The sequence below is a fragment of the Nocardia sp. 149-1B genome, assembly GCF_057747975.1.
This window is the reverse complement of sequence record NZ_CM173233.1, coordinates 2,701,336-2,728,028: the sequence shown is the minus strand read 5'-3', so window position 1 is coordinate 2,728,028 and position 26,693 is coordinate 2,701,336. Positions and strand designations below refer to the sequence as shown.

24 protein-coding genes are annotated in these 26,693 nt (G+C 71.9%); 11 read left to right on the top strand and 13 right to left on the bottom strand.

What is annotated here, in order from left to right; all coding sequences use genetic code 11:
* Positions 1–21 precede the first annotated feature (21 nt).
* From AC3ANS_RS13115 to AC3ANS_RS13095, 5 genes are read left to right on the top strand one after another with little or no spacing between them, the layout of a single operon-like run.
* Positions 22–2,046, top strand: coding sequence for a VWA domain-containing protein (locus AC3ANS_RS13115; protein WP_488292032.1), 2,025 nt, complete (start codon positions 22–24; stop codon positions 2,044–2,046).
* A complete protein-coding gene (cobA, locus tag AC3ANS_RS13110) occupies positions 2,046–2,804 on the top strand; it encodes a uroporphyrinogen-III C-methyltransferase (RefSeq protein ID WP_488292031.1) in 759 nt (252 codons plus the stop codon). Before AC3ANS_RS13115 ends, cobA begins: the two co-directional genes overlap by 1 nt.
* Entirely contained in the window at positions 2,804–3,418 is a 615-nt protein-coding gene (gene cobO, locus AC3ANS_RS13105; protein ID WP_488292030.1) for a cob(I)yrinic acid a,c-diamide adenosyltransferase, read from the top strand. Before cobA ends, cobO begins: the two co-directional genes overlap by 1 nt.
* Positions 3,415–5,811 (top strand): bifunctional hydrogenobyrinic acid a,c-diamide synthase/histidinol phosphate aminotransferase CobBC, encoded by a 2,397-nt coding sequence (cobBC, locus tag AC3ANS_RS13100; protein ID WP_488292029.1) that lies wholly within the window; start codon positions 3,415–3,417, stop codon positions 5,809–5,811. Before cobO ends, cobBC begins: the two co-directional genes overlap by 4 nt.
* Complete coding sequence (locus AC3ANS_RS13095; RefSeq protein WP_488292028.1) at positions 5,808–6,734, top strand: cobalamin biosynthesis protein; 927 nt, start codon at positions 5,808–5,810, stop codon at positions 6,732–6,734. Before cobBC ends, AC3ANS_RS13095 begins: the two co-directional genes overlap by 4 nt.
* 208 nt (positions 6,735–6,942) lie before the next feature.
* On the opposite strand, the gene AC3ANS_RS13090 is transcribed toward AC3ANS_RS13095, so the two are convergent.
* Positions 6,943–7,302 (bottom strand): hypothetical protein, encoded by a 360-nt coding sequence (locus AC3ANS_RS13090; RefSeq protein ID WP_488292027.1) that lies wholly within the window; start codon positions 7,300–7,302, stop codon positions 6,943–6,945.
* Between the two features lie 111 nt (positions 7,303–7,413).
* On the bottom strand, positions 7,414–7,728 hold the full coding sequence (locus tag AC3ANS_RS13085; protein ID WP_488292026.1) for a hypothetical protein: 315 nt from the start codon (positions 7,726–7,728) through the stop codon (positions 7,414–7,416).
* A 205-nt stretch (positions 7,729–7,933) separates the two neighbouring features.
* Here AC3ANS_RS13085 and AC3ANS_RS13080 point away from each other — a divergent pair, with 205 nt between their 5' ends.
* A complete protein-coding gene (locus AC3ANS_RS13080) occupies positions 7,934–9,004 on the top strand; it encodes an alkene reductase (RefSeq protein WP_488292025.1) in 1,071 nt (356 codons plus the stop codon).
* A gap of 115 nt (positions 9,005–9,119) precedes the next feature.
* On the opposite strand, the gene AC3ANS_RS13075 is transcribed toward AC3ANS_RS13080, so the two are convergent.
* Positions 9,120–9,425 (bottom strand): hypothetical protein, encoded by a 306-nt coding sequence (locus tag AC3ANS_RS13075; protein WP_488292024.1) that lies wholly within the window; start codon positions 9,423–9,425, stop codon positions 9,120–9,122.
* 193 nt (positions 9,426–9,618) lie between these two features.
* Here AC3ANS_RS13075 and AC3ANS_RS13070 point away from each other — a divergent pair, with 193 nt between their 5' ends.
* The gene (locus tag AC3ANS_RS13070; RefSeq protein ID WP_488292023.1) at positions 9,619–10,962 is read left to right on the top strand and encodes a ferredoxin reductase family protein; all 1,344 of its coding nucleotides are present in this window, start codon (positions 9,619–9,621) and stop codon (positions 10,960–10,962) included.
* Between the two features lie 65 nt (positions 10,963–11,027).
* Here AC3ANS_RS13070 and AC3ANS_RS13065 read toward each other — a convergent pair whose 3' ends face one another.
* From AC3ANS_RS13065 to AC3ANS_RS13050, 4 genes are all read right to left on the bottom strand, one after another.
* The gene (locus AC3ANS_RS13065; protein ID WP_488292022.1) at positions 11,028–11,519 is read right to left on the bottom strand and encodes a DUF427 domain-containing protein; all 492 of its coding nucleotides are present in this window, start codon (positions 11,517–11,519) and stop codon (positions 11,028–11,030) included.
* On the bottom strand, positions 11,509–11,946 hold the full coding sequence (locus tag AC3ANS_RS13060; protein ID WP_488292021.1) for an NUDIX domain-containing protein: 438 nt from the start codon (positions 11,944–11,946) through the stop codon (positions 11,509–11,511). Before AC3ANS_RS13060 ends, AC3ANS_RS13065 begins: the two co-directional genes overlap by 11 nt.
* A 193-nt stretch (positions 11,947–12,139) precedes the next feature.
* On the bottom strand, positions 12,140–13,714 hold the full coding sequence (locus tag AC3ANS_RS13055) for a methyl-accepting chemotaxis protein (RefSeq protein ID WP_488292020.1): 1,575 nt from the start codon (positions 13,712–13,714) through the stop codon (positions 12,140–12,142).
* A gap of 190 nt (positions 13,715–13,904) precedes the next feature.
* Entirely contained in the window at positions 13,905–14,597 is a 693-nt protein-coding gene (locus AC3ANS_RS13050) for a (2Fe-2S) ferredoxin domain-containing protein (RefSeq protein WP_488292019.1), read from the bottom strand.
* Positions 14,598–14,812: 215 nt separating this feature from the next.
* Here AC3ANS_RS13050 and AC3ANS_RS13045 point away from each other — a divergent pair, with 215 nt between their 5' ends.
* On the top strand, positions 14,813–15,031 hold the full coding sequence (locus AC3ANS_RS13045) for a CbtB domain-containing protein (protein ID WP_488292018.1): 219 nt from the start codon (positions 14,813–14,815) through the stop codon (positions 15,029–15,031).
* Positions 15,032–15,125: 94 nt separating this feature from the next.
* Entirely contained in the window at positions 15,126–15,890 is a 765-nt protein-coding gene (locus AC3ANS_RS13040) for a CbtA family protein (RefSeq protein ID WP_488292017.1), read from the top strand.
* 122 nt (positions 15,891–16,012) lie between these two features.
* On the opposite strand, the gene AC3ANS_RS13035 is transcribed toward AC3ANS_RS13040, so the two are convergent.
* Entirely contained in the window at positions 16,013–17,227 is a 1,215-nt protein-coding gene (locus tag AC3ANS_RS13035; RefSeq protein ID WP_488292016.1) for a Kelch repeat-containing protein, read from the bottom strand.
* Between the two features lie 219 nt (positions 17,228–17,446).
* Between AC3ANS_RS13035 and AC3ANS_RS13030 the strand changes: the two genes are divergently transcribed.
* On the top strand, positions 17,447–17,842 hold the full coding sequence (locus tag AC3ANS_RS13030; protein ID WP_488292015.1) for a VOC family protein: 396 nt from the start codon (positions 17,447–17,449) through the stop codon (positions 17,840–17,842).
* Between the two features lie 303 nt (positions 17,843–18,145).
* Positions 18,146–18,889 carry a YdcF family protein gene (locus AC3ANS_RS13025; protein WP_488292014.1) on the top strand — a complete coding sequence of 248 codons (744 nt, stop codon included), beginning with the start codon at positions 18,146–18,148 and terminating at the stop codon, positions 18,887–18,889.
* Between the two features lie 68 nt (positions 18,890–18,957).
* Here the strand turns inward: AC3ANS_RS13025 and AC3ANS_RS13020 are convergent, their stop codons facing one another.
* The 5 genes from AC3ANS_RS13020 to cobN form a co-directional block, all read right to left on the bottom strand.
* On the bottom strand, positions 18,958–19,509 hold the full coding sequence (locus AC3ANS_RS13020) for a nucleoside/nucleotide kinase family protein (RefSeq protein WP_488292013.1): 552 nt from the start codon (positions 19,507–19,509) through the stop codon (positions 18,958–18,960).
* A gap of 561 nt (positions 19,510–20,070) precedes the next feature.
* Positions 20,071–20,796 carry a cobalt-precorrin-6A reductase gene (locus tag AC3ANS_RS13015; RefSeq protein ID WP_488292012.1) on the bottom strand — a complete coding sequence of 242 codons (726 nt, stop codon included), beginning with the start codon at positions 20,794–20,796 and terminating at the stop codon, positions 20,071–20,073.
* On the bottom strand, positions 20,793–22,217 hold the full coding sequence (locus AC3ANS_RS13010; protein ID WP_488292011.1) for a cobyric acid synthase: 1,425 nt from the start codon (positions 22,215–22,217) through the stop codon (positions 20,793–20,795). Before AC3ANS_RS13010 ends, AC3ANS_RS13015 begins: the two co-directional genes overlap by 4 nt.
* Entirely contained in the window at positions 22,214–22,933 is a 720-nt protein-coding gene (gene cobF, locus AC3ANS_RS13005; protein WP_488292010.1) for a precorrin-6A synthase (deacetylating), read from the bottom strand. Before cobF ends, AC3ANS_RS13010 begins: the two co-directional genes overlap by 4 nt.
* The gene (gene cobN, locus AC3ANS_RS13000; protein ID WP_488292009.1) at positions 22,933–26,673 is read right to left on the bottom strand and encodes a cobaltochelatase subunit CobN; all 3,741 of its coding nucleotides are present in this window, start codon (positions 26,671–26,673) and stop codon (positions 22,933–22,935) included. Before cobN ends, cobF begins: the two co-directional genes overlap by 1 nt.
* Positions 26,674–26,693 lie beyond the last annotated feature (20 nt).

The following is a 26,693-nucleotide window of genomic DNA, read 5'->3' as shown; positions in this document are numbered from 1 at the left end:
TAGCGAGCGGGAGCCTCACACGTGCCAACGACGTACCCCTTTTCTGCTGTCCTCGGCTGCGGCCACGACACCGAGCTCGACAGCCTGGGGCTGGACCACATGGGTCTCGCACTCGTGCTGACCGCGATCAGCCCCGCCATCGGCGGCGTGCTGGTGCGCGGCGAGAAGGGCACCGCGAAGTCCACGACCGTGCGCGGCCTCGCCGACGTGCTGCCGTGGATCGAGGTGCACGACGGCGACCGGTTCTCGATCGACCCGCGCGACCCGGGTACGACCTCGCCCGACGGGCCCTTCGCGCCCGGCACCGAGACCCGCCGGCCGGTGCGGCTGGTGGAGCTGCCCGTCGGTGCCACTGAGGACCGGGTGCTCGGGTCGCTGCACCTCGAGAAGGCCCTGACCACCGGAGCCGTCGAGTTCGAGCCGGGCCTGCTGGCCCGCGCGCACCGCGGGGTCCTGTACGTCGACGAGGTCAACCTGCTCCACGACCACCTCGTCGACCTGCTGCTCGACGCCGCGGCCACCGGCTCGGTCAGTGTCGAGCGCGACGGCGTCTCGCTGAGCCACGCGGCGCGGTTCGTGCTGATCGGCACGATGAACCCCGAGGAGGGCGAGCTGCGCCCGCAGCTGCTCGACCGGTTCGGACTGACCGTCGAGGTCGCCGCGCCGCGCGATCCCGCGCTGCGCGTCGAGGTCGTCCGCCGCCGCCTCGCCTTCGACCGCGATCCGGCCGCCTTCGTCGGGTGGTACGCCGAGTCCCAGGAGGACCTGACCCGGCGCATCGTCGATGCCCGGGCGCGGCTCGACGACGTGGTGCTCAGCGAGGCCGCGCTGCTCAAGGTCGCGGAGGTGTGTGCGGCCTTCGAGGTCGACGGGCTGCGCGCCGACATCGTCACCGCCCGGGCCGCGGCCGCCCACGCCGCGTGGGTCGGGCGCGACCAGGTGACCCGCGCGGACATCCGGGTGGCCGCGCTGCTGGCGCTGCCGCACCGCCGCCGGCGCGACCCGTTCGACGCGCCCGGGCTCGACGAGGACCTGCTCGACCAGGTGCTCGGTGATGACGAACCGGAGCCGCAGCCGCCAGAGCCGCCGGCACCACCATCGCCGCCGGAGCCCGAGCCCGATCCCGCACCGGAGGGCGAGGACGTCTCGGACGCCCCGGAGGCCCCGCCCGCTCAGGCGCCGGCACCGTCCGGTCCGGGCGGAGCGGACACCACCGATCGGGCCCGGGCGGCGTACCGCCCGCGACTGTTCACGGTCGAGGGCGTCGGCCAGGGCAGTCCCGGCCGCCGCAGCCGCGCGCTCGGGGCGAGCGGCCGTCGGGTCGGCAGTGGCACCGGCCCAGGACCCGTGCACCTGGTCGAGACGCTGCGCGCCGCGGCCGAGCGCTCCGTCATCCGGCCTGGGGCAACGCGACCGGCGGCGGGTGGTGGCAGGGTCGTGCTCGAGCCGGCCGACCTGCGCACCGCCGTACGCGAGGGACGCGAGGCCAACCTGCTGCTGTTCTGCGTCGACGCCTCGGGGTCGATGGCCGCGCGCCGGCGGATGGTCGCGGTCAAGACCGCGATCCTGTCGCTGCTCACCGACGCCTACCGCCGTCGCGACAAGGTCGCGCTGATCAGCTTCCGCGGCGACGGCGCCCGGCTCGCGCTCCCGCCGACCGGGTCGGTCGAGGTGGCCGCCGCGCTGCTCGACGACCTGCCGGCCGGCGGACGTACGCCGGTCGCCGAGGCGCTGGTCGAGTCGCACCGGGTGCTGACCCGCGAGCGCCTCCGCGACGCGCGGCTGCGGCCGCTGCTGATCGTCGTCACCGACGGCCGCGCGACCTCGGGCGCCGACGCCGTGGCTCGGTCGCAGCAGGCGGCCAGCCACCTGGCCGGCCTGCGGGTGCCGTCGGTCGTGGTCGACTGCGAGCAGGGACCGTTGCGGCTGGGCCTGGCCCGCACGCTCGCCGGTCATCTGCGCGCGGAGCACGTGCCGATGGAACGCGTCGACGCCCGCGGCCTCGTGGGTGTGGTCGCCAGTCGGTCGCAGGGCCGGGTCGCCTGATGGGCACCCTCGAGACCCTCCGCCCCGGCACGGTCGTGCTGGTCGGAGGGGGACCCGGTGACGCCGGGCTGATGACGGTCGCCGGCCGGGCCGCGGTCGAGCAGGCCGACGTACTGCTCGTCGACCATCTCGCGCCCGCCGACGCCCTCGCCTGGGCCCGGCCCGACGCGCAGGTCGTGGACGTATCCAAGCTGCCGCGCGGGCCGTTCACGTCCCAGGAGCGGATCAACGAGCTGCTGGTCGCCCACGCGCGGGCTGGCTGCCGCGTGGTCCGGCTCAAGGGCGGCGACGGGTTCGTGTTCGGCCGCGGGATGGAGGAGCTGCTGGCGTGCACCGCGGCCGGCATCCCGGTGCGGGTGGTGCCCGGTGTGAGCTCGTCGGTCGCCGTACCGGCCCTGGCCGGCATCCCGGTCACCCACCGCGGGCTGGTGCAGGGCTTCAGCGTGATCTCCGGGCACGTGCCGCCGGGGCACCCGGACAACCGGCTCGACTACGCCGCCCTCGCGGCGAGCCGCACGACGCTCGTCGTGCTCATGGGCGTCGCCAACCTCCCCGCGATCACCGCCGAGCTGCTCGCGCACGGCCTGGACCCCGCCACCCCGGCCGCCGTCGTCTCGCGCGGCGGCCACGCCGACCAGCAGGTGCACCGCGCACCCCTGGCCGGCATCGCGACCGTCGCGTTCGCCACGGTCGCGCCCGCCGTCACCGTCATCGGCGAGGTCGCCCGCTTCGCCGCCGTACTCGAGGAGACCCACTGATGCCCCAGGGACAGCCGCTCACCGTGCCCGACGACGGGCTCACCACCCGCCAGCGCCGCAACCGGCCGCTGCTGATGGTCCACACCGGCGACGGCAAGGGGAAGTCCACCGCCGCCTTCGGCCTCGCCCTGCGCGGCTGGAACCAGGGCTGGGACATCGGGGTCTTCCAGTTCGTGAAGTCCGCGAAGTGGCGCATCGGCGAGCAGACCGTGCTCGAGCGCCTCGGCGAGCTGCACGCCGACACCGGCGAGGGCGGGCCCGTGGAGTGGCACAAGATGGGCTCGGGCTGGTCGTGGAGCAAGCGCCAGGGCGACGAGGAGGACCACGCCCGCGCCGCCGCCGAGGGCTGGGCGGAGATCAAGCGCCGACTGGCCGCGGAGACCCACGACCTGTACGTGCTCGACGAGTTCACCTACCCGATCGGCTGGGGCTGGGTCGACCTCGACGACGTCGTCACCACGCTGCGCGACCGGCCCGGCCACCAGCACGTCGTGGTCACCGGCCGGCGGGCGCCGGAGGAGCTGATCGCGGTCAGCGACCTGGTCACCGAGATGACCAAGGTCAAGCACCCGATGGACGCCGGCCAGAAGGGCCAGCGAGGTATCGAGTGGTGAGCCTGCCCCGGGTGGTCGTCGCCGCACCCGGAACTGGCCAGGGCAAGACCACGGTCGCCACCGGGCTGATGGCCGCGCTGCGCTCGCGCGGATTGGTCGTGTCGGGCCACAAGGTCGGCCCCGACTACATCGACCCCGGCTACCACGCGCTCGCCACCGGCCGACCCGGCCGCAACCTCGACCCGCACCTGGTCGGCGAGGACCGCGTGGCGCCGCTGCTGCTGCACGGCGCCCGGGGTGCCGACGTCGCCGTGGTGGAGGGGGTGATGGGGCTGCACGACGGCCGCATCGGCACCGACGGGTTCGCCTCGACCGCGCACGTCGCCCGGCTCACGCGTACGCCGGTGGTGCTGGTGGTCGACATCGCGCGGATGTCGCGGTCGGTCGGCGCGGTGGTCGCCGGCATGGCCTCCTACGACCCGAGCGTCGAGGTGGTCGGCGTCGTGCTGAACCGGGCCGGCTCGGCCCGCAACGTCGCCGAGGTGACGCGCTCGCTGGAGGTCCCGGTGGTGGGCGTGCTGCCCCGCGACGACGCGATCTCCTCGCCGTCGCGCCACCTCGGGCTGGTGCCCGCCGGCGAGCGCGACGGTGCGGCGGAGGTGGTGGCCCGGCTGGGGGAGCAGGTGGCTCGCCACGTCGACCTCGACGCCGTTCTCGCGCTGGCGTCGGCCGCTCCCGACCTGGACGTGGCGCCGTGGGATCCGGCCGCCGAGGTGCGGCCCGTCGCCGGGGCGCCGGCGGTCGCGGTGGCCGCCGGGCGCGCGTTCACGTTCGCGTACGCCGAGACCGCGGAGCTGCTCACCGCCGCCGGCTGTCGCGTCGTGCCGTTCGACCCGCTGACCGATCCTGCTCTGCCGGACGGCACCCGGGCGCTGCTGCTCGGCGGCGGCTTCCCCGAGGTGCACGTGCGCCAGCTGGGCCGCAACGCCCCGCTGCTCGCCCAGGTGCGCGAGGCGGTGACCGCCGGGCTGCCGACGGTGGCCGAGTGCGCGGGTCTGCTGTACCTGCTCGACGCGCTCGACGGGACGCCGATGGCCGGCGTGGTCGGGGCGGAGGCGGCGATGACCCACCGGCTGACGCTGCGCTACCCGGTCGCCCGGGCGGCCGGCGACAACCTGCTGAGCCGGGCGGGGGAGGAGGTCCGCGGGCACGAGTTCCACCGCACCGCGCTGACCCGGCCGGCCCGCGGGTGGACGCCGGCGTGGGAGATCGACGGGGAGCTGATCGGCGTCGCCTCGCCGACCCTGCACGCGTCGTACCTCCACCTGCACTGGGCGGGGAGCCCCGCCCTGGCGCAACGGTTCGCCGAGGCCGCCGACGTTGCCTCTCCCGTGTCTGCGGAGTCGCAGCCTGTCGGGCCGGTCGTGACGGTCGTCGAGCAGCCGCCGGCCGAGCCACTGCTGCACCACGGCGACCGCGAGACCGGGCCGGGGCTGGTGGACTTCGCGGTCAACGTGCACCCCGAGCCGCGGCCCACGTGGCTGGAGGCCGCGCTGCTCGAGGGCGTACGCGACTCGGTGCGCTACCCCGACCCGGCCCCGGCGCGGGCCGCGATCGCGGAGCTGCACCGCCGGCGTACCGACGAGGTGCTGGTGACCGCCGGCGCGGCCGAGGCCTTCGAGCTGGTCGCGCGGTGGAAGCAGTGGCGCCACGTCGTGGTGGTGCACCCGCAGTTCACCGAGCCGCACGCCGCGCTCGAGCGGGCCGGGCACCGGGTGACGGTGGTGCCGTGCCGCGCGGAGGACGGCTATCGGTTCGACCCCGACGCGGTGCCCGCCGACGCCGACCTCGTCGTGCTCGGCAACCCGACGAACCCGACCGGCGTGCTGCACCCCGCCGCGGACCTGCTGCGGCTGCGGCGGCCCAAGCGGGTGGTGGTCGTCGACGAGGCGTTCATGGACACGGTGGTGGGGGAGCGCGAGTCGCTGGCGCGCGACCGGCGCCGCGGGCTGCTGGTGATCCGCAGCCTCACCAAGCACTGGTCGATGCCGGGCATCCGCGCCGGCTACGTCCTCGGCAGCGAGCGCAGCATCGCCGGCCTCGCGGCCCGCCAGGTGCCGTGGTCGGTGTCGGGCCCGGCGGTCACCGCCGCGGTCGCGTGCACCGCGCCCGCCGCGCTCGCCGAGGCCACCCGCCGCGCGGAGCGCATCACGACCTGGCGCTCGAAGCTGGTGGCCGGGCTGGAGGAGCGCGGGGTCGAGGTGCTGCCGTCGGAGACGTCGTTCGTGCTGGCCCGCCTGGGCGCCGGCACCCGCGAAGCCCTGCGGGAGCGGGGTGTCGCCGTACGCCGTGCGGACACGTTCCCCGGCCTCGACGCCACCTGGGTCCGGATCGCCGTCCGCCCACCGGAGACCTGCGCGCGGCTGTTCGCCGAGCTGGACGCGATCTCGTGAGCCGCTCCCGAGCGGTGGGGCTGCTCCTCGGCTTTGTGGCGGACCGGGCGTTCGGAGACCCCCGCCGCGGCCACCCGGTCGCCTTGTTCGGCACGGTCGCCTCGCGGCTCGAGTCCAGGCTGTACGCCGACTCCCGCGCCCGCGGCGTCCTGCACAACGCCGTGCTGGTGGGGGGCTGCGCGCTGCTCGGCGTGGGCGTCGAACGAGCGACCCGCGGCCGCCCGGTGCTGCACGCCGGCGCCACGGCGCTGGCCACCTGGACGGTGCTGGGCGGGAAGAGCCTCGAGCGCGAGGCCATGGCCGTCCACGCGCTGCTCACTGCGGGTGACCTCCCCGGGGCTCGCCACCGCCTGACCTACCTGGTGGGTCGCGACACGAGTGAGCTGTCGCCCGACGAGATCGCCCGCGCGGTCGCCGAGTCGGTCGCCGAGAACACCTCCGACGCCGTCACCGCACCTCTCTTCTGGGGAGCCGTCGCCGGCATCCCAGGGCTCCTGGCTCATCGCGCGGCGAACACGCTGGACGCGATGGTCGGCCACCGCAATGCTCGCTACGAGCGCTTCGGCTGGGCCTCCGCCCGCCTCGACGACCTGCTGGGCCTGCCGGGATCCCGGTACGCCGCCCTCGCGGTCCTGGTCGCGAACCCGTCGCGAGCGGGCGAGGCGTGGCGTACCTGGCGCCGCGACGCCCCCACCCACCCCAGCCCCAACGCCGGCGTCATCGAGGCCGCCTTCGCCGGCTCGCTCGGCCTCACCCTCGGCGGCACCAACCGCTACGGCGACCGCGTCGAGCACCGCCCCACGATGGGAGATGGTCGGCCGGTCACTCCTGCCGACATCCCGCGCGCCGCGACTCTCGCGCGCGGGGATGGCCGGATCGCTCTGAGTGGGGGCGTGCTCGGGGCCGCGATCCGTCGCCGCTGACCCGCGTGCCTGGCGGTCTCATCGACGTCTATCTCAGTGAAGACCTCAGATGAACGCACAGTCCGCACGCACATGGCGTGGTCCCGGTGCTGCCCGTCTGAGGCATCCCGCCGCCAAATGGAGCAGCGAGCCACCAACCGAACATCGTCTCCGGTCAGTTGCCGGCTTGCCGCTGCGTCGAGCGGGATGTTCCGCCCGTTGTCTGACGTCATTCGAGTGACCGCAGGCTGTCCGGGGCAGGGAACGGCAGCTCGAACGCTTCCGGGTTGGCCCCGACCGACGAGGCGCTACCTAAGTCATCGGCAAGGACGACGATGTGCGAGGAGCTCACCTCGCTGATGCGAACGCGTTGCTCCGCACCATCCGAAAGCCGCAGGCTGTAGCGATTGGCCAGGTAGCCGATGCCGAGCGTCTCGAACATCTCCTCGGCGTCAAGCCAGCCGACTGGGCTCTCCGTGCGCTGACGGCCCAGCAGATCGACGACGTGGAACCCGTCGCCCGAGGGCACCATCCAGCCGACGTGCTCACCGTCGGAGCGCAGGTGCTCGATCCAGGCAGCGGCAGGCACGACGCGCAGCCTACGGCTTGGGCGTCGGTCCCGGTCGGTCAGAATCGATGTCAGGTCGACCTGTCCCCCTTTCAGCGCAAGTGACCTGCCGATCAACGCGCGCTGGCGAGGTCAGGCCAAGTCGGGGTAGTCGGGGTCGATCTCGATGCGGATGGGTGAGTGCCAGAGCTCGAGGACCGGCGGGTTCCCCGGGCTCGCGAACTCGCTCACCTCCGGCACACCCGGACCACCCAGTTGGCGTGCCTGCTCCCGCCCCGGCAACCGGGCCTGGGCCGGGTCGAGCCGGTCAGCGGAGTGCAGCACTGACCACTGATAGGCAGCCCGCAGCAGGTCCACCTCAGCTCGCCAGGCGGCCTGCGCGCAGGCACCGGCGAAGTCGAGGACCGGGTCCTCCGACATCTCCTCCAGCACCCGAGGTTGCTGCATGGGAACAGTCAAACAGGGACCTCCGACAGTGGTTCGGCGTCGCTACCGTGGACGAGGACGTCGTCGGTCTGCGGACTTGTGCTGGCGAGATCCGGCGCGACGCGCCGTACTCGCCACCTATGCGGCGATCGGGTGTGTCAAACGGTGACAGTTCTCACCAGCGCAGCTCGGAACAGACCCGAGCGGCGGGAGCGCTGTGCCAGGTATGGCTGATCTCTTCGACTCTCTGACCGTTGGACCGTGGACGCTGCCGAACCGGCTCGTGATGGCGCCCCTGACCCGCAACCGTGCCGAGGGGACCGTGCCCGGCGACCTCGCGGTGGAGTACTACTCCCAGCGCGCCTCCGCGGGGCTGATCATCACCGAGGGCAGCCAGCCCACCGCCGAGGGCCAGGGCTACCTGAACACCCCCGGGTTCCACTCCGCGGAGCAGCTCGCCGGCTGGCGCCGGGTGGCGGACGGGGTGCACGCGAACGGCGGCCGGATCGTCGCGCAGCTGATGCACGTCGGTCGCATCTCCCATCCCGACAACACCGGCGGCCAGGAGATCATCGCGCCGAGCCCGGTCGCCGCCCCGGGGGAGATGTTCACTGGCGGCGGGATGAAGCCCTTCCCGACCCCGCGCGAGATCTCCGCCGAGGAGATCCCCGCGATCGTCGAGGGCTACGTCCAGGCCGCCCGCAACGCCGTCGAGGCCGGCCTCGACGGCGTCGAGGTGCATGGCGCCAACGGCTACCTCATCCACCAGTTCCTCGCGCCCGGCTCCAACCACCGCACCGACGAGTACGGCGGCTCGCCGGAGCACCGGGTCCGCTTCGCGCTCGAGGTCACCCGTGCGGTGGCCGAGGCGATCGGACCCGACCGGGTCGGCATCCGCATCTCGCCGGCCCACAACATCCAGGGCGCCACCGAGGAGGACCCGGCCGACGTCGCGGCGACGTACCGCCTGCTGGTCGAGGGCATCGCCCCGCTCGGACTGGCCTACCTGAGCGTCCTCGCCGACCCCAAGCAGGACCTCATCCAGGACCTGCGCCGCTCCTTCGGTGGCGTGGTCATCGCCAACGACGGCTTCGGTGAGATCACCACTCGCGAGTCGGCCCAGGAGATCCTCGACAAGGACCTCGCCGACGCGGTCGCCGTCGGTCGGCTCTTCCTGGCCAACCCCGACCTGCCCGCCCGATGGCAGGCCGGCGCCGAGCTCAACGAGCCCAACGGCGACACCTTCTACGGCGGCGGCGCCGAGGGCTACACCGACTACCCGTTCCTCGACGACTGAGCAGATCTCGAGGCGGAGCACCGGTCCGGTCGTTGCGCCGGACCGGTGGGGTCCACGTGCGGTCGCGGGCCCGCATCTGCCGATGAGCGTGCGCGGCACACCACGTCGGTTGGACTCACGGGGACGTGCGCAACCGCTCCAGCAGCGCCCGCATCTCTGCAGCGTCGGTGCGGATCTTGTCCCTGTCTGAGCGCGTGACGCGGCGAAACTGAGCGTCCATGACGGCGGTCGCCTGGATCGTGTCTAACCCGAACTCAGTCTTCAGAGCCAATCGGCCAGCCTCGGCGTCCTCCGCTTCAAGGAGTACATCCAGCACACGATGTGGCTGTTCAAGCGCTTGGAGGATCGGTTCGAGGATGTGTAGGCGTTGAGCCACCTCCTCGAGCTGCCGGTCAATCGACAACTCGTCGTTGGGCGTCATCGAGCGAGCGTTGCACACTCGACCGCCATGCGGTCACAGCACGCCGACGAAGCGTCCGCTCATGCCGCGAAAGGTGCGTCGTACCGCTGCCTTGCCGAGGCGTCAGAACCTGCGCAGATGCGGGCTGTGCATTCGTCGATGCGTGCTCTGCCGGGGTTTCCTCGATGAGGAGCATCGCCGCTACGGTCTAGCCATGAGTCGTCCTGACCTTCTCGCGCCGCGAGATGTCGGTCCTGTGTCGATCATCGTCCTGGTCGTCGCTGACGTAGGTCTGTGGATGGCTTTGAAGCCTGCCTCCGAGCCTGGCGTCGCCTACTTCGGTCAGCTGGTGGGCGCTGTGTCGATTCTGCTGCTGTCGGCGGCGCTGGTGCTGATCAGCTCCCTACCGTGGGTGGAGCAGTGGTTCGACGGCATTGACCGGGCAGCTATCTGGCACCGACGCATGGCGATCACCGGCCTAGTGCTCCTGGCGCTGCACATTCCCTTGTCCTCCAGCCCCATCCATTCTTCATGGGGCGGACCGCTGGGCGCCATCGGAGCGATTGGAATGGTTGCCCTTGCGGTGTGGGCCATCCTGCCCCGCTGGCAATCGGTAGTGCCCTCCGCGTTCCGCGGCACGATCCGGGCATTGAAGGACGCCCCGGTCATCAGGGACGTCCGCAAGCTGTTCGGGGGCTACGACAGGTGGCGTCAACTCCACCGACTCACGGGCCTCTTCGTCGCGGCGTCGTTCTTCCACGGCCTCCTCGACGGCTCACCTTTCCCCAAGTCCCCGACGCTGCGCTGGTCCTACGTCGCCATCGGCGGCATTGGGCTCGCGTTCTACCTCTACCGCGAGCTCATCGCATCTTTCGTTCGGTCTCTGCACGACTACGAGATCGACACCATCGCGCCGGCGGCGGAGGGCTTGACGGAGGTCACGCTCCGGCCGTTGGGCAAACCCATGACATTCGCCCCCGGCCAGTTCGCCCTGGTCTACGTCGAGGCCAAGGACGGCTGGCACCGGCACCCGTTCACCATTGCCAGCGCACCTCACGAGAACAAGGTTCGCTTCACCATCAAGGCACTGGGCGACTACACCTCCTCCTTGAACGACCTCCTCGAGCCAGGAATGCCAGCTGTCATCGGCGGACCCCACGGTCGCTTCGACCATGCCAAGGGCACCGAGCGACAGGTGTGGATAGGCGGCGGGGTTGGGATCGCTCCCTTCCTGAGCTGGATGCGCGCGCTCGACACCCACCCGCCGCGCGGACCGGTCGACCTCTACTACGCCCACAGCGGGACCCCCGCAGCTTTCGCAGACGAGCTCACCCAGGCCGCGGGTGATCACCCTCAGGTGACCCTGCACCTGGTCGACTCCACCCTCCGCGGCAGGCTCACCAGCGCCGAGGTCGTCGAAGACCTGGGCAGCAGCGCGTCAAAGGCCTCAGTGTTCCTGTGCGGTCCCGAAGCCATGCTCCGTGACCTGGTCCGCGGCTTCCGCGACGCCGGAGTGAAGTCCCGCAACATCCACCGCGAGTACTTCGACTGGCGCTGACACACCCGCTTGCCGAACAAGTGCGCCAGGCCAGAGGTCACAACTGGCGCAGCGTCCTGGCGTGTCTACCAGCCGGAGGTTCCCGGTGCTCCCTTGAAGGGGCCCGTCACCTTGCTGGTGATCCAGCCGCCGTAGAAGTCACCAGGCTGCGCGACCACTGTCTCGCCGTCGACAGAGCATCGGTCGACCACTCCGGGATAGATGGCGACGTGGCCGACCAGCGCCTCGTAGCCAGCGGTGGGATCGGGATAGTGCCAGGCTGCGCGAGCCAGCACCCGACCGCTGCGGCCCACGACGTCGAAGTACGACGCCACGCCCTTGAACTCACACCACGTCGTGCCGGACACGGGCCGGAGCAGGCCGGACCGGACGGCGTCGACCGGGAGGTAGTAGACCGGGGGATGGCTGGTCTCGAGCACACGAACCGATCGCCGGGTGTCGACCACGACCTCGCCGTCGAGCTCGACGACCACGTGCTCGTCCGAGGGGACGACGATCGGCGGCCGCGGGTAGTCCCACACCGATTCGGGTGTCCCTCGACCGGCGTCATCGCTCATGACGCCATCGTCTCTCGGCGCGGCAACTCGCGCGGGCTCGCATCGCGTCGACCACCGCGTCGCGGACGACGATGTGGGGAGGTGGAGGCAGCTCGTCGAGGCCGAACCACTCGACGAGGTCGTGCTCCTCGGGTGCGACGTTCGCCGGAGTGCCCTGCCACGTCTCCACCAGCCAGGCGCTGATCGACACCGGATCATCTTCGGGGCCTGCGATCACCCGAGCCAGGGGCGAGACCGAGTCGAGCGACACCTGGACGCCGAGCTCCTCACGCAGCTCCCGGGCGAGCGCATCCAGCTCCGACTCGCCCCGCTCGACGACACCGCCAGGCAGGTCCCAGAGCGCCGGGCGAACCGGCTTGTCCTTGCTGCGCAGCACGAGAAGGACACGGCCCTCACTGACCAGCGCACCGACAACGACCTCGTGCATGCCGGCATCGAAGCACGCGGGTCCGACGGCGTAGGTGCCCCGACCCACCAGGTGCCCAGCGACGATCTCCCCGGCGGCGGTGGCGCTGAGGGCTACCCGGACTACCCGTTCCTCGACGACTGACCTGCCGGCCGAGCAACCATCTGACGCCGTCCCGGTTGTCCGGGACGGCGTCAGATGCGCTCGCCAGCCGCTAGACGGTGAAGCGGCTGACGCCCGCGCGCAGCTCGGCGGCCATGCGCGAGACGTCGTTGACGGCCGTCTGCGTCTGGGCGAGCGCCTCGGTCGTGGACTCGGCGGCAGCCGAGACTCCGATGATGTTCGAGGCGATCTCGTCGGAACCGGTGGAGGCCTCGGCGACGCTCCTCGCCATCTCGTTGGTGGTCGCCGTCTGCTCCTCGACCGCGGCGGCGATCGTGTTCTGGTAGTCGCTGATCTTCGTGATGATGGTGGCGATCCGGCCGATCGCGTCGACCGCACCTCCGGTATCCGCCTGGATGGCCTCGACGCGCCGGGAGATGTCCTCGGTGGCGCGGGCGGTCTCCTGGGCGAGTTCCTTGACCTCGTTGGCGACCACGGCGAAGCCCTTGCCGGCCTCGCCGGCGCGGGCGGCCTCGATGGTGGCATTGAGGGCCAGGAGGTTGGTCTGCTCGGCGATCGAGGTGATGACCTTGACGACGTTGCCGATCTCCTGGCTGGAGGTGCCAAGCTTGCCCACGGTCTCGTTGGTCGACTCGACGGTGGCGACGGCGTCGGACGCCACCCGGGCGGCGTCGTTGGCGGAGGTCGCGATCTCACGGATCGAGGCGCCCATCTGCTCCGCGCCGGCGGCGACGGTGCTGACGTTTCGCGAGACCTCCTGGGCAGCCCCGGACACCACGCCCGACTGGACGCTGGTCTCCTCGGCGCCGGCGGCGATCTGGTGGCTGGAGGCCGAGAGCTCCTCCGAGGCGGCGGCGAGCGAGTCGGACGAGGCGAGCACATCGGCCATGAGCTCCCGGAGCCGAGAGTTCGCGCTGTCCAAGGACGCAGCCATCTGCCCGACCTCGTCGCGCACGGTGACGTTCGCGGAGTGGGTCAGGTCGCCCGCGGCGAGCGCGTCGGCCACGCTCTTGACCTTCGCCAGGTTGCGAGCGATCGTCGCGGCCACCATCCACCCCAGGCCGAGGGCAAGCAGCGCGCCGATCACGAGGATCGCGATCTCGAGCGTCCGCAACGAGTGGTACTTGTCGGTCGAGCTGGCCGCACTCGCCTTCGCTGCGGACATCTCCAGCTTCACGTCCTGGTCGAGCGCGTCGAGGGCCTGGTCGAAGGAGTCGTTCTTCTCCGACGCGGCGTACCAACCTGCCGGGTCGTTGCTGACGGCCAGCGGGGTCAGCGTCGTGTTGACGTAGTCGAGCCCATCGTCGAAGGCGGCCCGCGCCTGGGAGATCAGCTCCGGGGTCCCCGCGGTGGTGGGGGTGCCCTTGTAGGCGGTCTCGTCCTTGGTGTACTGGGCTGCGGCGGCCTTGAGCTTCTCGAGGATCTGCTTGGTCGTCTCTGCCGACGGAGTCAGCGCGGCCTGTTGGGACAGGGAGCGGATGTCGCCGATGTCGGTGCGCATGGCCGCCGCGTAGGCGATGCCCAGGGTGTTCTGCTCGTAGGAGTGCTGGCTGCGGTCAGCGAGGCTGCCCATCCCGACCATGCCGGCGAGTCCGACGACCAGCGCGGCCACGACCGCCGCGCCCACCGCGGCCAGGACCTTCGCCTTGACCGGCAGGTCGCCCACGCGAAGCGACCTCCGCGGCGCAGCTACTTCTGACGTCACAGTCCCGCTCAGCGAACTCGACATATCGGCACTCCAGTCTCGGGGCCTGCCGACTAGTGGCACGCCATCGTGAGACTCTCGGCCAGTCGAACCGAACCCTGAGAGGTTGGGATCGACCAGACGAGGCCGGGACCTCACGCCGCGATGGCGTTCAGCCGCCTCGGACCTGCCGCCGCAGTCGCACCCGCTCGACCGGCTGACCACCGGCCAGGTGTCCGGCGACGATCTCCTCGGCGGCGCCGGCGTCGACCGCGCCGTACCAGACGTCGTCGGGCTGGACGGTCACCACGGGGGCGTGGTTGCAGGGGAGCTGGCAGCCGGTGTGGGTGACGAGTACGTCGTCGTCGCCGAGGTCGTGGCGCATCAACGCGAGCACGAGGGCGACCCAAGAATCCTCGGCGCCGGAAGCGGTGCAGCGCGGGCCGCGACAGACCAGCACCTGGCGACGGTGGCGGTTCACGTCCTCCCAGGCGGGGGAGGTGAGGCCGGGGCCGCCGTGGGTGATCGGGCGGGCCCGGGCGACCAGGTCGCCGAAGGACGCCTCATCGGTCAGCGCACCTGGGGTGGTGGCGAGCTCGGGGACGTCCTCGCCGTACGCCCGCCACCAGTGCGCGGCGATCCGGCGCACCCAGGAGGCGCCCGGGCCGTCGTGGCCGCCGGCGACCGGCACCAGGACCACCCGCGGGGTGCCGTCGTCGGCGAGCCGGTCGAGCACGGTGACCAGCGACGGGGTCGCGAGCTGGAGGAACGCGAGCTCGGCGCCCAGGCGGTCGGCCTGCGACCGCAGCTCGTGGCGGCGGGTGGCGTCGGTCGGCGAGGTGCCGACCAGGACGTACGTCGTCATCGTGCCGGCAACGTACCAGCCGGTGAGCCGGTGAGCCGGTGAGCCGGTGGCCGGACGGCCCGTTCGCCCCGTAGGCTGCGTCCAGCGAACGCCAATGGAAGCCGGTGTGAATCCGGCACAGTCGCGCTGCTGTGACACCGCCTCGGCGGTGAAGTCAGACCCGGGCGTTCGTGATCACTCACACCACCAGGGCGCATCACCCTGAGGAGGACCCCATGTCGCAGTCGACGACCGCACCGGCCAGCACCGCCGTCGAGGTGCCCACCATCCCGCTCGGCGAGCTCGCCCCCTGGGCGCTGTTCTTCGGGCTGCTCGGGGCGCTGGTGTTGTTCTTCATCAGCGCCGACCAGGGCGCGGTCTCGCTCCCGGCCGGCACCGCGATCCACGAGTGGGTGCACGACGGCCGGCACCTGCTCGGGTACCCCTGTCACTGACCCGGCGCCCGCGTCTCCCACTCGTCGCTGCCTCCCGCTGCCCGCAAGCCGGGACAGCGGTCGTCGAGGCACGCCTTCTGAACGGACAGCTCCCGTGAACCCACGCGCCTTTCTCATCCGTGGCCTGCTGGCGGGCCTGGTCGCCGGCCTGGCCACGTTCTTCGTCGCCCACCAGGTCGGTGAGCCTCACGTCGAGGCCGCGATCGCCCTGGAGGAGGCCGGCGAGCACACCCACTCCCACGACGAGGCCCACTCCCACGACGACGGCGACCAGGTCTCCCGTGACACCCAGCGCACCTGGGGCCTGCTGACCGGCTCCCTCGCGGTCGGCGTCGCACTCGGCGGCATCGTCGCCCTCGTCGCGGCGGCCCTGGTCGGCCGCACCGGCCGGCTGCTGCCCGGCCAGACGGTCGCGCTGGTCTCCCTGCTGGGCTTCGTGGCGGTGGCGCTCGTGCCCTTCCTGAAGTACCCCGCCGCGCCGCCCGGCGTCGGCAGCGGCGACACCATCGGTGAGCGGACCGCGCTCTACTTCGGCTTCCTGGCCGTGTCAGTGCTCGCGGCCGCGGTCGCGACGTACGCCGCGGTCCGGCTGCGTGATCGGTTCGGCACGTACACCGGCACCGTTGCTGGCGTGGGCGGCTACGTCGTCGTGATGGTGGTCGCGGGTCAGGTGTTCGGGAGCATCAACGAGATCAGTGATTTCCCGGCCGACACGCTCTGGTACTTCCGGCGCGCCTCGCTGATCACGCTGGCCACGATGTGGGGCGTCCTCGGGTTCGCCCTCACCGGGCTGGTGTCGCGCCTGTTCCGCCAGCAGACCGCCGACGCCGACCGGCGGGCGCTGGCCGCCAGTCTGTGACTGACGTGTCTGCCCGTTGCGCGGAGACCGCCCAGAACTGAACTCCTACGCACCCTCGGGCCTAGAGTCCGTTGTCCCACCGCACAGGCGCTCCCTCGCGCCTTCGGCCCTAGGCTGCTAGTTCAGCGCAAGACCGTGTTCAAGTCGAGTCGGACACCTGCGTTTGATGGCCGCGGGAGCCCCGACTGGCCATCGTCAGGGAGCGTCGTGCCGCCCCAGAGGTACACGGTGTCCGAATCGGATACCGCACCTGGCGTGGTCTCCTCGCGGGGACCAAGTTCCCCGCCCTTCGCCGCGTTCGCGCAGGAGACGTCGGAACCGTCCCACCAGCACCAGCCTCGATCAGTCGCCCAGAGGGAGAAGTTCTCCGTGTTGACCGGCGGGTAGGTGGACGAGGAGGGAGCGAAGTCGCCTTCGGCCGCCTGCGCCCATCCGGTAGCCGAGAATCGCCAGAGGGCACCTGCTCCGGCCCCACCGGCCCGTCCGACCGCGATCAAGTCGCCGGCCGCCGAGCCGAGGACCGGCCTCTGCCCTCCGCTCCAGTCTGGGAGCCCCTCGAGTTCATGCCAGCTGTGTCCCTTCAACTCGGCGACTCGCCCGGAGTCGTCGACAGCCACCGCCGTGCCCTTCCAAGCGACGAGCTGGACGATGTTGTGGAGGCCGGTGGGCGACAGCGCTGTCCATCGAGATGTTGCTGGGTCGAAGATCGACGAGTCGTGGCCGTCGGCGGGGCAGCGGCCGGTGGTCACGATGACGTCGTCGACCAGTGCGGCCAGCGAAGGACAGTTCGGCGAGTCCGCGACGGCCTCCCACTGACCCGACATGTCGTAGACCGCTGCATCCGATAGCGCCATGGATCCAGAGCGTCCACCAGCGACGAGTACACCGTTGCCGATCTCGACCGCCACAGCGCCGCTACGTGCCTTGAGCGGGGATTCGGGGAGCGCCGTCCAGGCACCGAGGTCGGGGTCGTAGATCGCGCCGTCCGAGGCCGCACCGGTGTCAGTGGTGGTCCCTCCTTCCGGAGACGAACTGACACCGGTGTTGCTCTGCGCATCGGAAGCCGCACCGCCCCACACGAACAACCCGCCGCGCTCCCAGGTGACTGCGGGATCGGTGCGCGCCGTCAGGTCGACAGCGGGAAGAAGCGTGACGCCCGCCGGTGGTTGTTCTGCCGTCGGGGCGGTGGGCTGATGAGGAAGGTACGCCGAGGCGAGCACGCCGCCGAGGGCTGCAACGGCGACGGTCGCACCGGTAGTGGCCAGTCGCCGCCGGCGAATCGCGCGCGAGCGACGCAGCGTTTGCTGAAGCGCATCGGACGGATCGACTGCCAGCACTGCTGCATCAGCGGGCGCGGTCTCCCGGGCCGTTCGCCAGCAGGTCGCCGAGACGGAGCGACGGGCGCGGGCCGCCTGCCTCTGACCTGCCCCGAGACGTCATACGGAAGATGGAACCGCTTGCTCCGTCCGTATGACGTCCTGGGGAGCGGCCGGCCCACGTTCAGCCCGGCGCCCGCATCGGGCAACCTTCGAACTCCCGGCCGGTAGCGTCCAGGGGTGCCTCTGGAACTGTGGTCCCTCATCGTCGACGACTACGACTCGGCGATCGACTTCTTCACCCGGACGCTGGGCTTCGAGCTCGCCGAGGACTCGCCGTCCGTGACCACCGACGGCCGCCCGAAGCGCTGGGTCGTCGTACGCCCGGCCGATGGTGGGCCTGGGCTCCTGCTCGCTCGGGCGGACGGGCCGGAGCAGGTCGCTGCCATCGGGCGCCAGTTCGCCGGACGGGTGGGGCTGTTCCTCCGGGTCTCCGACTTCGACGCCACCCTCGACCGCGTCATCGAGAGTGGGTGTGAGCTGGTCCGACCGCCCCGCGCGGAGAGCTATGGCCGGGTGTGCGTCTTCCGTGATCCGTGGGGCAACCTCTGGGACCTCCTCGGCGAGGGCGGCTAGTACCGCCCTCATGGGCAGGGCCTGTGATGCCGTGCCCGTCGACCATCGTGGACGAGACCACAGCTCGCTTCAGGTAGCGTTCGGGTGCGGTCATCTCAGCGGTAACGGACGCGCGGGGTCCTCGGCGAAGCCGAGAACTGAGGCTGAGTGAAGTCCCGGCGTCGCTCTCACCAGTGCCTTCCCGGAAGGCGCCGCGCTCCGGGCTCAAACGGTGCGAGACGAACGGATCCGCCGGGGCCCGTGCGTTCGCACATGTCGATGTCAGTTCGTTCCCAGCCAGGCCGCTGCAGGCAAGATTGCGGAGTGACGCAGTCCGAGATGAGCGATTCGCACGAACCCGCGGTTGATCGGTCTGAGCGGGCGCTGCTTGCTCACCTGGACACGATTGCGGCCTGGCTCGCGCTGGAGGACCCCTGGCCGGGGTACGTCGACCTGATGCTGCTCTTCGGTGGCTCGATGCCACCCACGTGGAAGACCGCAGTTGACGCCGTGACTGCCAACGAGGTCGGCACGTTGATGGTGGTCGGCGGCCGCGGACACACCACCGACGCGGTGCTGGTCACGATGGGACTTGACCCAACCTCGTCGCAGGCGCAAGGAACCTCCGAGGCGGAGTTGATCGCTACGTGGCTGCGCGAGCATCACGGCATCGAGGACGTGCTGCTCGAGGCCCGATCCACGAACTGCGGAGACAACGTCACCCTCGCCGAACAGGTCGCAGCTCAGCAGGGTCTGCGACCACGCACCGTTGCACTCGTCCAGGACCCCACCATGCAACGCCGGATGGATGCACGCTTCCGACGTGCCTGGTCACTGGGGGACGCGATTGCCGTGAACCGGCCAGGCCCAGACAGCCGCGACGCGTGGCCCTGGCACCGATGGGTGTCCCTCGTGATGGGCGAGGTCCCGCGACTCCGTGATGACACCGACGGGTACGGGCCACGCGGACGCGACTTCATCGCCCACGTCGATCTGGCCCAGGACGTCGAGAACGCCTACCAGGCGCTGCAGGCCGCCCGCCCGGACTGGCTCCGCACGATCCCGTGACGACAGACGCACGCTCGTGCTCCGCTCGGGCGCGCGCTCATGTCCATGTGCGGGTGGGAGGGCACCGACTACGTGTTCCCGTGGAGCGTGTCGGTGAGGCCCGCCCTGCGAAGGATCTCGTCAACGACGTCGGGGAGCGGTCGGGTGGCGTCGATGACCACCCCGACCCGGGGGATGTCGGCTTTCGAGCCGTGCAGTCGGACGATGAGGTCGCGTTCGGATCGCGTGGAGCCCCACTCGTCCGGCGGCCGTTCGTCGAGACGTCGGTGCAGGGTGTCGATGTCGATGTCGAGCACGAAGACCTCGTCGAACAGGTCGAGGAACGCCGAGAAGTTGCGGGAGCCTCCGCAGAAGAAGGTCGCGCGGTCCTGCCGGTCGGTCACCATCGCGCGCACCCGATCGACATCCCAGATGTGGTGCTCGTGGTCGGCGGTGTCGGTCGGCTCTCCGGTCTCGGGATTGCCTTGGTACGCCAGTTCCCTGTCACCGTTGACGGCCTGGTAGCCGCGCCGGTTCAGCTCTCGGCACACCGAGGTCTTGCCCGTGGCGGAGACGCCCTCGACCAGGTAGTTGCGAAGGCCCACGCAGGAAGTATCGCCCGGCGCTTGGTCGACCGACATCCGAAGCTGCCGCGACCGGCGCGGGTCTGCCCTTACCCAATCTCTGCATGCCTACCGATCTGGACGGCCGCGCGTCGGCCCGTACTCCACCCACGGGTGCGAAGGATCGAGTGCCGGATCCTGGCCGGGCCCCTGGACGAGATCGACTGAGATCCCGAGCGCTCGACAGAAGTCGTAGACATGCGTCGACAGCAACCGGGCTCGAAGGTCGATCACGTGGTCAGTTGCTGACCCCAGGTGGGTATGAGGAAAGGACGTCACGACGTCACCTGTGTCTCGCCTGAACACGATCACGTCACAGCATCTCCGAGGGTCGAAGTCGCCCGCCAGCAAGCCCAAGAGGCCAGGCGAAGCAGCCAGTCGCGCGCAACCAGCATCGCCATCCGGCGTCGACTGACTCGCCCATACTCACCACGGACGCCGAACCATCGGGCCGCGAGAGCGCCTTCCTCCGACATGACCATGATCTTGCCGCTCGTCGACGCGCCCCGACGGCAATCCTCCCGGATCTCCACATCCCGTGCGCAGCCGGGCTGCGCCTCGGCGTGGCGAGCCGAGGCGTCAGCCGCGCGCCCGCACCCAGGCGACGGCATCGTCGACGGAGGGCACGGTGGTGACACCGGCGGGCGCGGGCGGGCGGCGTACGACGACGACCGGGACGCCCAGCTCGGCGGCGGCCCGCAGCTTGGGGAACGTCGCGGCCCCGCCGGAGTCCTTGGTGACGAGCACGTCGCTCTCGTGGCGCCACATCAGCTCGCGCTCGCCGTCCAGGGTGTAGGGCCCGCGGCTGAACAGGACCTCCCACGTCTCGGGCAGGTCCATCTCCGGCGGATCCACCACGCGGGCGAGGACGTGCCGGTCGCCGAGCGCCGGGACGTAGCGGGCCAGCTCCTGCCGCCCGACCGTGAGGAACGGGCGCCGGCCCAGGGCTGCCGCCAGGGTCGCCGCCTCGTCGTTGCTGTCGGCCACGTGCCACGCGGGATCCAGGTCCCACCCCGGCCGCTCGAGACGCAGCAAGGGGACGCCCTCGAGCGCGCAGGCGGCCACTGCGTTCGCGGTCATGCCGGTCGCGAACGGGTGGGTCGCGTCGACCACGACGTCGTACGACGCCAGCGCGGCCCGCAGCCCGTCGACGCCGCCGAACCCGCCGATCCGGGTCTCGCCGACCGGCATCCGCGGCCGGGCCACCCGACCCGCGAGGGACGTCGTGACGTCGACGCCGGCGTCGACCAGCAGCCGGGCGAGCTCGCGCGCCTCGCCCGTGCCGCCCAGCAGCAGCACCTTCATGACTCTCTCCCTATCGTCAGGGTCGGCAGGTCCGGTGCGCCGGCGCGCGCCAGCGACAGCAGCGCATCGACGTCGAGGTGCTCCTCGACGAGGTCGGCCAGCAGCTCGAGCCGCCGCTCGCGCGCCGCGGGGAACGACGCGGAGCTGGTCACGCCGAGGGCCTGCGCGAGGTACGCCGCACGGTGGGCGTCGTCCTCCAGCGCCCCGTGGACCATCGTGCCGGTGACCGGTCCGGCGGTCCGCTCGCCCACCACGCGGCCGTGGTGGATCTCGTAGCCCGCGGGCTCGTGGCGGCGCAGCACCTTCTCCGGGGTGAACGTCGTGGCGAGGTCGAGCAGGCCGAGGCCGTCGACCGTGCGCGGTGCCCCCTCCACGCCATCGGGGTCGGCGATCGTGCGGCCCAGCATCTGGCAGCCGCCACAGATGCCGAGCACCGGCCGGCCCGCACGGGCGTGCGCGAGGATCGCCTGGTCCAGCCCCCGCGACCGCAGCCACGCGAGGTCGCTGATCGTCGCGCGGGTGCCGGGCAGCACGACGAGGTCGGCGTCGGCGAGGTCGCGTGGACGCGCCGCGAACACGACGTCGAGGTCCGGCTCCAGGCCGAGCGCGTCGACGTCGGTGAAGTTGCTGATCCGGGGGAGTCGCACCACCGCGACCCGCATCCGCGCGGTCTCCTGGTTGCGCCGGCCCTCCAGGTCGAGCGCGTCCTCGGAGTCGAGCCAGAGGTCGGGGTGCCACGGGAGAACGCCGTGCACGGGCCGCCCGGTGATCGACTCCAGCTGTCGCAGCCCGGGCTCGAGCAGCCCGAGGTCGCCGCGGAACTTGTTGACGACGAAGCCCGCCACCAGCGCCTGGTCGGCCGGCTCGAGCAGCGCCAGCGTGCCGACCATCGACGCGAACAGCCCGCCGCGGTCGATGTCGCCGACCACGACCACCGGCAGGCCGGCGTGCCGGGCGAGCCCCATGTTGACGTAGTCGCTGGGCCGCAGGTTGATCTCCGCCGGGCTGCCAGCTCCCTCGGCGACGACGACCTCGAACCGGCCGGCGAGGTCGTCGTACGCCGCGTGCGCCACCCGCGCGAGGTGGGCGCGGCCGGTCTCCCAGTCGGTGGCCGACACCTCGCCCGCGGGCCGCCCCATCACGACCACGTGGCTGCGTCGGTCGGACCCGGGCTTGAGCAGCACCGGGTTCATCGCGGGCTCCGGCGTGACCCGCGCGGCCAGCGCCTGCACCCACTGCGCGCGGCCGATCTCGGCGGTGGCGCCGTCGCGGTCGAGGCAGACCATCGAGTTGTTCGACATGTTCTGCGCCTTGTACGGCGCCACCGCGACGCCGCGTCGTGCGAACGCCCGGCACAGCCCCGTGGTGACGACGCTCTTGCCGGCGTCGGACGTCGTGCCCGCGACCAGCAGGCCACTCATGCCGGCGCCCGCAGCAGGAAGACGTCCATCACCCAGCCGGCCGCGTCCTTCGCGCGGTCGCGGGCGGCCTCGATCTCGCTGAGGACGTCGCCGACGCGTCCGGCCACGAGCTCCTCGGCGGCGGTGCCGAGGTTGGCTCCCCACCACATCGACCAGCCCTCCAGGCCGGTGAGGTCGAGGTGCGCGTTGAGCATGACGCAGAGGTTCGTCTGCCCGGCCGCGACGTCCTCCCGCAGCCGACGTCCGGTGGTCACGTGCACGGGCTGAGCGACGGGGTGCAGCACGAGCCGGTGTCGCGCGGCCAGCAGCTGCGGAGCGCTGATGCCCGGCAGCACGTCGTACTCGATCGGCAGCCGCTCGGCGAGCTGCTCGACGATGCGGATCGTGGAGTCGTAGAGCGACGGGTCGCCCCACACCAGGAACGCGGCGGTGCCGCCGCGCTCGCGCAGCACGGTCTCGTACGCCGCGACGCGCGCCTCGTGCCAGTCGGCGACCGCGCGCTCGTAGTCGGCCTCGTCGCGGTCGCGCGGCGGGTCCGGCACCGCGACGACCTCGACCCCGTGGGCGTCCGCGATCGCCCGACGGGCAGCCAGGAGGCCGTCGTCAGTGTTCTTCGCGGCGGCGATCACGTAGTCGCAGCCGCGCAGGACTTCGGCCGCCTCGGGCGTCACGTGCTGCGGGCCCATCCCGACGCCGATGATGTGCACGTGAGTCATCACGACTCACCTCCTTCGAGGTCGCCCTCGACCTCCAGATAGACCTTCTGCAGTGATGCCAGCGTCTCAGCATCGGGCTCGGCCCACAGCCCGCGCTCGGCGGCCTCGTGCAGGCGCTCGACGATCCCGCGCAGCGCCCACGGGTTGGAGGTGCGCAGGAACTGCTGGTTGGTCTCGTCGAGCACGTACGACGCTGCCAGCGACTCGTACATCCAGTCGTGCACCACCCCGGCGGTCGCGTCGAAGCCGAACAGGTAGTCCACGGTCGCGGCCAACTCGAAGGCGCCCTTGTAACCGTGGCGCTGCATCGCGCCGATCCACCGCGGGTTGACCACCCGGGCCCGGAACACCCGGTTGGTCTCCTCCTGCAGGGTGCGGGTCCGCACGGCGTCCGGCGAGGTGGAGTCGCCGACGTACGCCTTGGGGTCCGCGCCGGTGAGCGCGCGGACGGTGGCGATCATCCCGCCGTGGTACTGGAAGTAGTCGTCGGAGTCGGCGATGTCGTGCTCGGTGCTGTCGACGTTCTTGGCCGCGACCTTGATGCGGCGGTACGCCGTGCGCATGTCGTCCGCGGCCGGAGCGCCGTCCAGCCCGCGGCCGTAGGCGAAGCCGCCCCACGCTGTGTAGACCTCCGCGAGGTCGTGGTCGTCGCGCCAGCTGCCGGACTCGACGACCTGGAGGATGCCCGCGCCGTACGACCCCGGCTTGGATCCGAAGATCCGCGTGGTCGCGCGCCGGGCGTCGCCGTGCTCGGCCAGGTCGGCGCGGGCGTGGGCGCGCACGTAGTTGAGCTCGTCGGGCTCGTCGAGCTCCGCCACGAGCAGGACCGCGTCGTCGAGCATCGCCACGACGTGGGGGAACGCGTCGCGGAAGAACCCGGAGATCCGCACGGTGACGTCGATGCGCGGGCGACCCAGCTCGGCCAGGTCGATCACGGCCAGGTGGTTGACCCGCCGCGACATCTCGTCCCACTCGGGGCGTACGCCGAGCAGGGCGAGCACCTCGGCCACGTCGTCGCCGGAGGTGCGCATGGCGCTGGTGCCCCACACCGAGAGGCCCACGGACGTCGGGTGCTCACCAGTCTCGTCGAGGTAGCGCTGCACCAGCGACTCCGCCATCGCCTGCCCCGTCTGCCACGCGAGCCGGGAGGGGATCGCCCGCGGGTCGACGGTGTAGAAGTTGCGCCCGGTCGGCAGCACGTTGACCAGCCCGCGCAGCGGCGAGCCGGACGGCCCGGCGGCGACGTACCCGCCGTCGAGCGCGTGCAGCAGCGTGTCCAGCTCGGCGCTGGTGCCGGCCAGGCGGGGCACCACCTCGGTCGCGGCGAACCGCAGCACTCGCTGCACTGCCGGGTCGTCGTGCAGCGCGTCCACGGCTGCCGGGTCCCAACCGGCCTCCTCCATGGCGACGACCAGCTCGCGGGCCTGCTCCTCGTAGGCGTCGACGGTCGCCGTGGCGGCGCCGTCGGTCAGGCCGAGCGCGGCCCGCAGTCCGGTCACCGCGTCGCCGACCCCGCCCCACACCTGGGAGGCGCGCAGGATCGCCAGCACCAGGTTGACCCGGGCCTCGCCGGTCGGGGCGTGGCCGAGCACGTGCAGGCCGTCGCGGATCTGCACGTCCTTGATCTCGCAGAGCCAGCCGTCGACGTGCAGGATGAAGTCGTCGAAGTCGTCGTCCTCGGGGCGCTCGTCCAGCCCCAGGTCGCGGTGCAGCTCGGCCGCCCGCATCAGCGCCCAGATCTCGCCGCGGATGGCGGGCAGCTTGCCGGGGTCCATCGCCGCGATGTTGCCGTACTCGTCGAGCAGCTGCTCCAGCCGCGCGATGTCGCCGTACGTCTCCGCGCGCGCCATCGGCGGGATCAGGTGGTCGATGATCGTGGCGTGCGCGCGGCGCTTGGCCTGCGCGCCCTCGCCGGGGTCGTTGACCAGGAACGGGTAGAAGAGCGGCAGGCTCCCGAGCGCGGCGTCGGTGCCGCAGCCTGGGGAGAGGGCGGCGTTCTTGCCGGGCAGCCACTCCAGCGAGCCGTGCTTGCCGACGTGCACAACCGCGTGCGCGCCGAAGCCGCCCTCGGCCTCGGGGGCCTCGAGCCAGCGGTACGCCGCGAGGTAGTGGTGGGTCGGCGCGAGGTCGGGGTCGTGGTAGATCGCGACCGGGTTCTCCCCGAAGCCGCGCGGCGGCTGGATCATCAGCACGACGTTGCCGGCGACCAGCGTCGCCAGCACGATCTCGCCGGCGTCGTTGACGAACAGCCTGCCGGGCGCCTCGCCCCACGCCTGCGCCATCTCCTGGCGCAGCGCGGCCGGCAGATCGGCGGTCCACGCGGCGTACTGCTCGGCGCTGATGCGGACGTGGGCGTCGGTGAGCTGGCCCGACGTCAGCCACTCCTCGTCCTGGCCGCCGGCCGCGATCATCGCGTGGATCAGGGCGTCACCGGCCTCGGTGTCGTCCTCGAGGTCGAGCCCCGGCACGGCGCCGGGCGCTCCGAGGTCGTAGCCCGCGTCGCGCATCCGCCGCAGCAGGCGGATCGTCGACACCGGGGTGTCGAGGCCGACGGCGTTGCCGATCCGCGCGTGCTTGGTTGGGTACGCCGAGAGCACCAGCGCGACCTTCTTCTCGGCGTTCGGCACGTGGCGGAGTCGGGCGTGGTTGACCGCGATCTGGGCCACCCGCCGGCAGCGCTCGGCATCCGCGACGTAGCGGGGGAGCCCGTCCTGGTCGATCTCCTTGAACGAGAACGGCACCGTGATGATCCGCCCGTCGAACTCCGGGATCGCGATCTGGTTGGCCGAGTCGAGCGGGGTCACGCCGTCGGCGTTCGCCTCCCACTCCGCGCGGCTGCTGGTGAGGCAGAGCCCTTGCAGGACTGGGATGTCGAGCGCGGAGATCCGCTGGACGTCCCAGGTCTCGTCGTCCCCGCCGGCACTCACCGAGGCGGGCACGCTGCCGCCGGCGGCGAGCACGGTGACCACCAGCGCGTCGAGAGTGCCGAGCGCGTCGAAGAGGTCGTCGGGTGCGCTGCGCAACGACCCCGCGAAGATCGGCACGCCGACCGCCTGGCCCGTCGCGTCCACCGCGTCGGCCAGCGCATGCACGAACGCCGTGTTCCCACTGGCCTCGTGGGCCCGGTAGTACAGGATCCCGACCCGGACGTCGGTGGTTGAGGTGCGAGCGGAGCGCGCATGCGCGGTGGTTGAGGTGCGAGCGGAGCGAGCCTCGAAACCACCATCCGGCTCAGGGGACGCATCGGTGGTTGAGGTGCGAGCGGAGCGAGCGTGCTCGGTGGTTGAGGTGCGAGCGGAGCGAGCCTCGAAACCACCGCGCTCGGCGTACCCCCACGCGGGGATGACCTCGGGCGGCTCGAACCCGGTGCCGGTGAGCAGCACGGTGTCGGAGAGGAACGCGTGCAGCTGGGCGAGGTTGGCCGGACCTCCCTCGGCGAGGTAGTGGTGCGCCTCGGCCGCCACGCCGATCGGCACTGTGGAGAGCTCCATCAGCTCCGCGCTCGGCTGCGCCTCGCCCCCCAGCACCACGACCGGCCGCCCGGGCCCGAAGACGTGCTCGCGCCACGGCTCGAGGTCGTGCGGCGACCCCAGCATCCGGACGACGACGAGGTCGACGTCGTCGAGAGCCGGGAGCGAGCGGCTGGGGTTGGCCCCGAGCCAGTCTGCGCCGCTGGCCCGCGCCGAGAGCAGGTCGGTGTCGGACGTGGACAACAGGCAGATGCGTGGGGTCGCGGCCATGGCCGGCTTCCTCCTCCGGG